Source organism: Kitasatospora sp. NPDC127111, from assembly GCF_042677465.1.
Lineage (GTDB): Bacteria > Actinomycetota > Actinomycetes > Streptomycetales > Streptomycetaceae > Kitasatospora.
Window position 1 is genome coordinate 1 of the sequence record NZ_JBHXTG010000147.1, and the last position, 6237, is coordinate 6237.

At 74.3% G+C, this 6237-nt stretch carries 7 protein-coding genes; 3 read left to right on the forward strand and 4 right to left on the reverse strand.

The genetic code is table 11. The features are described from left to right. Positions 1 to 207: 207 nt before the first annotated feature. Together ACFVHB_RS39605 and ACFVHB_RS39610 are read right to left on the reverse strand one after the other, a co-directional pair. Positions 208 to 858, reverse strand: a complete 651-nt coding sequence (locus tag ACFVHB_RS39605) for an HAD family hydrolase (protein WP_380332777.1) — start codon at positions 856 to 858, stop codon at positions 208 to 210. A gap of 4 nt (positions 859 to 862) precedes the next feature. Next, positions 863 to 1804 (reverse strand): MerR family transcriptional regulator, encoded by a 942-nt coding sequence (locus ACFVHB_RS39610; protein ID WP_380332779.1) that lies wholly within the window; start codon positions 1802 to 1804, stop codon positions 863 to 865. Positions 1805 to 1872: 68 nt separating this feature from the next. Here ACFVHB_RS39610 and ACFVHB_RS39615 point away from each other — a divergent pair, with 68 nt between their 5' ends. Beyond that, complete coding sequence (locus tag ACFVHB_RS39615; protein ID WP_380332781.1) at positions 1873 to 2505, forward strand: response regulator transcription factor; 633 nt, start codon at positions 1873 to 1875, stop codon at positions 2503 to 2505. Positions 2506 to 2521: 16 nt separating this feature from the next. Here ACFVHB_RS39615 and ACFVHB_RS39620 read toward each other — a convergent pair whose 3' ends face one another. Continuing rightward, the gene (locus tag ACFVHB_RS39620) at positions 2522 to 3394 is read right to left on the reverse strand and encodes a transglutaminase family protein (RefSeq protein WP_380332783.1); all 873 of its coding nucleotides are present in this window, start codon (positions 3392 to 3394) and stop codon (positions 2522 to 2524) included. A 58-nt stretch (positions 3395 to 3452) separates the two neighbouring features. After that, a complete protein-coding gene (locus ACFVHB_RS39625) occupies positions 3453 to 4334 on the reverse strand; it encodes a GNAT family N-acetyltransferase (protein ID WP_380332785.1) in 882 nt (293 codons plus the stop codon). Between the two features lie 264 nt (positions 4335 to 4598). Here ACFVHB_RS39625 and fdxA point away from each other — a divergent pair, with 264 nt between their 5' ends. Together fdxA and dapC are read left to right on the forward strand one after the other, a co-directional pair. Further along, positions 4599 to 4925, forward strand: a complete 327-nt coding sequence (fdxA, locus tag ACFVHB_RS39630) for a ferredoxin (protein ID WP_030061559.1) — start codon at positions 4599 to 4601, stop codon at positions 4923 to 4925. A gap of 21 nt (positions 4926 to 4946) precedes the next feature. Next, positions 4947 to 6107, forward strand: a complete 1161-nt coding sequence (gene dapC / locus ACFVHB_RS39635; protein WP_380332787.1) for a succinyldiaminopimelate transaminase — start codon at positions 4947 to 4949, stop codon at positions 6105 to 6107. Positions 6108 to 6237: the final 130 nt, after the last annotated feature.

Below are 6237 nucleotides of genomic sequence, written 5' to 3' on the forward strand. Positions count from 1 at the left end.
CTCGTCCGACAACACCAACTCGGCCTTCGGCCGACCAGTCCGCACCATAGACCCAGTCTATATTTATGAATGAAATTCCAGACTCAGGACACTAGCAAGCGGGAGGGCGGCTCGTCAGCCCGATTCGGCGCGCCGGTGCCCGGCGACGGCGAGGGGGATGCCCTCCAGCGCCGCGGCCCTTCGCCGAGCTGGTGACCGGCGACGCCGTCAGCCCGCGGCGAGGAGCTCCGGCAGCTCGCGCATGTCGTCGAAGACGACCGTCCCCGGGCCCTCCAGCAGCCCGGCGGCGGTCAGGCCGCCGGCGTAGCCGAAGGCGCGCATCCCCGCAGCCCGGGCCGCCTGGACGCCGGGGCGGCTGTCCTCGACCACCACGCAGGCGGCCGGGTCGACGCCCATCCGCTCGGCCGCGTACAGGAAGAGGTCCGGCGCGGGCTTGCCGTGGGCGACCTCGGTGGCGCTGAAGATCCGTCCGGCGAAGTGCTCGTGGAGCCCGGTCCGGCCGAGGGTGTGGCGCATCTTCTCGTGCGATCCGCTGGACGCGACGCACGTCGGCAGGTCGATCGCGGCCAGCGCCTCGGGCAGCCCCTCGACGGCCTCCAGCCGGGTGTCCACCTCCACCCGGTGGAGCCGCTCGAAGCGCTCCCACCACACCGCCGCCGTCTCCGCGCCGAGCCGCTCCGCGATCTGCGCGCCGATCGACGCCTGGGACCGCCCGATGAAGCGCGCGACGACCTCCTCCTCGGTGAGCGGCCAGCCCAACTCCGCCCCCAGGGCGACCTGGACGCGCAGGGCGATGCGTTCGCTGTCGACCAGGACGCCGTCGCAGTCGAAGATCACGAGTTCTATCGGCTTGATCATCCGGTCATTCAACCGCAGGCGCCGCCCGCAGTGCGGTGGTGAACCACGCGAACACCGCGGCCGTGCTCTCCGGCACCGGCCAGCCGTTGATCACCGACAGCAGCTGCCAGTACCGCTCCGCGCGCGGGTCGTCGGCGGTCTCCAGCCGCTCCAGCAGCCACCGGCGGTGCTCCGCGTCGTCCGGCCGGCCGAAGGTCTCGGCGTACTGCCGGGCGAGGGACGCGACCACGGCGGACGCCTCCGGGGAGTGCGGTGCGACCCCCGCCGCGAGTGCCGCGCCGACCTCCGCGCCGACGGCCTCGGTGAGCGCGATGTGCAGTCCGCCGGGGTCGCCCGCCGCCCGCTCGGCGGCCTGGTACTCGGCCATCCGGCGCACCGAGGCGCGGAAGTCCCGGTCCCGCACCAGCTCGCCCAGCTCCACCCAGGCCTCGACCTGCGCGGCGGTCGGCTCGTCGGGCAGCTCGGGCATGGCCGAGCGCAGCATCGCGACGAACTCCGGGTTGGCGTCCAGGCCGCCGAAGGCCTCGTCGACGAAGTCGTTCACCAGACGCCGCCGTTCGGCGTCGGACAGCTTGGCGAGCTTGTGCATGAGAGCGGTCTCCTCCGGTGTCGAGCCGCGTTCGGCGACCGCCCGCAGCACCGCCCGGCGCAGCCGGAGCGTGCGGATCTGCACGTCCAGCGCCTCGGCGTGCGCGGCGGCGACCTCCCGCAGCGGGGTCTCCCGGTCCAGCACCCGCCGGACCGCCGCCAGGTCGAGCCCCAGCTCGCGCAGCGTCCGGACCAGGTCGAGCCGGGCCAGGGCGTGGACGTCGAAGCGGCGGTACCCTGCCGCGGTCCGGTCGGTCGGCGGCACGAGGCCCTGGTCGGCGTAGTACCGGATGGTCTTCACCGTGAGCCCGGTGCGCCGGGACAGCTCCCCGATCGAGTACCGCACGTCGTCGTCCACGTGCCCCACCCTGGCGTCTCCCCCCACGGGAGGCTCAAGCCCCCCTTCGACGCCCTAGTGTCGTCGGCATGAGTGAGATTCAGAACGGTGCCCCGTCCGTCCGCGTGCTGCTGGCGGAGGACCAGGGCATGGTCCGGGAGGCGCTGGCCGCGCTGCTCGGGCTGGAGGGGGACATCGACGTCGTCGCGCAGGTGGGGCGGGGCGACGAGGTGGTCGCGGCGGCGGCCGCCCACGACGTGCAGGTGGCGGTGCTGGACATCGAGATGCCCGGGATGACCGGCATCGAGGCGGCGGCGCAGCTGCGCGAGGAGCGGCCGCAGACCAAGGTGGTCATCGCGACCACCTTCGGCCGGCCCGGATACCTGCGGCGGGCGATGGAGTCCGGCGCGGACGCCTTCCTGGTGAAGGACGCCCCGGCGTCCGAGCTGGCCGAGGCGATCCGCCGGGTGCTGCGCGGCGAGCGGGTGATCGACCCGGCGCTGGCCGCCGCCGCGCTCGCCGAGGGGGCCAACCCGCTGACCGCGCGCGAGCGGGAGGTGCTGGCGGCCGCCTCCGACGGCGCGGTGAACGCGGACATCGCCAAGCGGCTGCACCTCTCGGAGGGGACGGTGCGCAACTACCTGTCGATGGCGATCCAGAAGACCGCGGCCCGCAACCGCACCGAGGCCGTCCGGATCGCCCGCGAGAAGGGCTGGCTGTAGTAGCGCCCGGCGGGCCTCAGTTCAACCGGTGCCGCGCCGCCCGGGCGTCCTGGCGGACCCGGGCGGCCGCGTCCGGGTCGAAGGCGTCCAGGATCTCCGCGTACGCGTCCATCTCCGCCGAGCCGCCGAGGAAGTCGCCGGTGCGGACCAGCAGCTCCGCCCGTTCCAGCCGCAGCTGGGCCGGGTGGCGGGGGAGGAGGAGGGCGAGTTCGGTGGCCCACAGCTGGGTGCGGGCGTGCTCGGGGCGGTCGGCCGCCCAGACCCTGATGTTGCCGAGTACCCGGTGCACGATGTCCAGGGGCTGCGCGGGCGTCAGCAGTTGGGTGCTGAAGGCGTGCCCGGCGCGCTGCACCAGGGCGGCCGCGTCCTCCTGGTCGAGCAGCCGGCCGCCGTGGAACGGGTCGGCGAGGACGTACTCCTCGCCGCCGCCCGGCGCGCCGACCGCGACGATGAAGTGGCCCGGCAGGGCGACGCCGTGCACGGTCAGCCCGGCCCGCCGGCCGACGGCCATCCACACCAGCGAGAGCAGGATCGGCAGCCCGCGCCGCCGCCGCAGCACCTCCGGCAGCAGCGAGGACTCGAGCCGCCGGTAGTCGGACTGCCGCCCGTGGAACCGCTCGCGCCCGCCCAGGACGGCGGCCAGCAGCGCGGCGGTCTCCTCCGGACCGGCCGGCGCGCGCTCGGCGACGGCCTGCCGGACGGCGGCGGCGTGCCGCTCCAGCGCGGCCTCGCAGGCGGCCAGCAGCGCCTCCAGGGTGGGCGGTTCCAGGGGGTCGCCGGGGTCCGGGGCGAGGCTGTGCTCGGCGGCCGCGAGCAGGCAGAGCAGCACCGGATCGGGGTGCTCGGCCCGGGCCTCGGTCCGGAAGCGTGCTCGGCTCTGTTCGGTCACGGTGGCTGCGGCGGCTTTCGTGGGAACGGGCGGGTCGGGGGCGGCTGGGCGGGTCGCCCTAGTCCTGGGGGAGACGGGCGTAGTGGTAAGTGTGACTGGTCGTGAAGCCGAGTCCGTCATAGAGCGCGATCGCACCGTCGTTCTCCGCCTCGACCTGGAGGTACGCGCCGGTGGCGCCCTCCTCCGCGGCCCGGGCGGCGAGCACCGCCATCACCGCGGTGGCCAGGCCGGCCCGGCGGGCGTACGGGGCGACCTCGATCGCGCCGAAGCAGGCCCAGGGTCCGTCGATGACGCAGCGTCCGATCGCCAGCGGCGGCCGGCCGGGCGCGCCCGGCACGGTGGCGAACCACACCGAGGGCCCGCCGTGGAGGACCCGGCCCGCGGCCTGCTCCACCGCCGGGTCGTCGGTCACCCGCCGGTAGAGCGACATCCAGTCGGGGCCGGCCGTCCGGGACAGCCGGACGCGGTCGTGGCCGGTGCCGAGCCGGGCCAGCGGAGCCAGGGCGGCGACCCGCACCAGGGTCGGCGAGTACGCCGCGCCCAGCCGGTCCAGCTCGGCCCGCAGCGTCTCCGGGGAGCCGGGCGTGCTGACCTCCACCCAGGCCGGCAGCCCGCGCGCCGCGTACCACCGTCGCACCGCGGTGAGCGCGTCGGCGACCGGCAGCCCGGGATCGCCGAGCGCCTGCGCCGAGTTGGCCCGCCGGGTGAAGCCGGCCGAGGCGCGCAGCGTCCACGCGCCGAGCGGCTCCTGCTCGACGGCGGGCCAGCCGCGCGCGGCGGTCCGCTGCAGCTCCACCGGCGACACGCCCGGCAGCGGGGCGCGCCGGGCCGGGAACGGCGGCACGACCTTGCCCGCGACCAGCAGGTTTTCGTCGAAGGAGACCGGGTCACCGCTGCGGGGGACGACCGTCAGCCCATGATCGTCCCAGGATGTGAGCACCCCGATCACATCGCGGAAGACCGGGCGTGCGTCGACGAACTCCGCGACACGCCGGACGGAGACCCGTCGTCCCACGTCAGAGCGGTCTATCCGGACCTCAGGGCGGTCCTCGACCGGTCCTCCAGCCGCCATCTGGGCACCTCCTGTGCATTTGCGGTCTCCGACCCGCGATACTAGGGGCGGGCATCGACGACGCCGCGCTCACCCGCGCACGCGAGCAGAACAGAATGGGCCAGCAAGGCCCTTCCGAGGAGGAACGACAGCGTGACCTACGTCATCGCGCAGCCTTGTGTCGACGTCAAGGACAAGGCATGCATCGAAGAGTGCCCGGTTGACTGCATCTACGAGGGCGAGCGATCGCTCTACATCCACCCGGATGAGTGTGTCGACTGTGGCGCTTGCGAGCCGGTCTGCCCGGTCGAGGCGATCTTCTACGAGGACGACACTCCCGAGGAGTGGAAGGACTACTACAAGGCGAACGTCGAGTTCTTCGACGACCTCGGTTCGCCCGGTGGTGCCTCGAAGCTCGGCCTGATCGAGCGCGACCACCCGTTCATCGCCGCTCTGCCGCCGCAGAACGCCGACCACTGACCGATCGGTGGCAACTGAGCTGTGAGTAGCAACGACAGCACGCACGCGCCGTTCCCGGGCCACCCGGGGGCGGCGCGCCGCGTTTCCGACCTCCTGCCGGTCTTCCCCTGGGACAAGCTGGAGCCGTACAAGCGGACGGCGCTCGCCCACCCGGGCGGGCTCTGCGACTTCTCGGTGGGCACCCCGGTCGACCCGGTCCCCGAGGTGATCCAGAAGGCACTGGCCGCCGCCACCGACACGCCCGGGTACCCGACCGTCTGGGGCCCGGTGGAGCTGCGCGAGGCGATCGCCGGCTGGCTGCGCCGCCGGGTCGGTGCCGAGATCGGCCCGCAGGCCGTCCTGCCGACCGTCGGGTCGAAGGAGCTGGTGGCCTGGCTGCCGACCCAGCTCGGCCTCGGCCCCGGCGACCAGGTCGCCTACCCGCGCCTCGCCTACCCGACGTACGAGGTGGGCGCGCGGCTCTGCGGCGCCGAGCCGGTCGAGTACGACTCGGTGGACGAGCTGGACGGCTCGCGGGTGCGGCTGCTCTGGGTCAACTCGCCGTCCAACCCGACCGGCCGGGTGCTCGGCAAGGACGAGCTGCGCCGCGCGGTCGCGTGGGCCCGGGAGCACCGGGCGCTGCTGGTCAGCGACGAGTGCTACCTGGAGCTGGGCTGGGAGGCCGACCCGGTCTCGGTCCTGCACCCGGAGGTCTGCGGCGGCGCCGACGACGCGAAGCGGCACGAGGGCCTGCTGGCCGTCCACTCCCTCTCCAAGCGCTCCAACCTGGCCGGCTACCGCGCCTCCTTCGTGGCGGGCGACCCGGTGGTGGTCAAGGAGCTGCTGGAGGTGCGCAAGCACGGCGGCATGATCGTCCCGGCGCCGGTCCAGGCGGCGACGGTCGCGGCGCTCGCGGACGACGCGCACGTGGCCGAGCAGCGCGGGCGGTACGCGGCCCGGCGCTCGGCGCTGCGGGCGGCGCTGGAGGCGTACGGCTTCCGGATCGAGCACTCGGAGGCGAGCCTGTACCTGTGGGCGACCCAGGACCGGCCGTGCTGGGAGACGGTGGCCGAACTCGCGGAGCTGGGCATCCTGGTGGCGCCCGGCGACTTCTACGGGCCGGCCGGCGAGCGGTTCGTCCGGGTCGCGTTCACGGCGACGGACGAGCGGGTCGCGGCGGCCGTGGAGCGGCTGCGCGGCTGAGCCCGCGGTGCACGGCGAAGGGCCGGTGTCCAGGAGGCGGTTTCTAGCGATCGTTGCAACACGTGGTCGGTTGGTTAGGCCGCGAGGAGTTTAGCCAGACGCTCGGCTGGGGTTTCCCAGCCGAGCGTTT

Coding starts and splice junctions, on each gene's coding strand:
- ACFVHB_RS39605 (WP_380332777.1), bottom strand. CDS start 858: ATGATCAAGCCGATAGAACTCGTGATCTTCGACTGCGACGGCGTCCTG.
- ACFVHB_RS39615 (WP_380332781.1), top strand. CDS start 1,873: ATGAGTGAGATTCAGAACGGTGCCCCGTCCGTCCGCGTGCTGCTGGCG.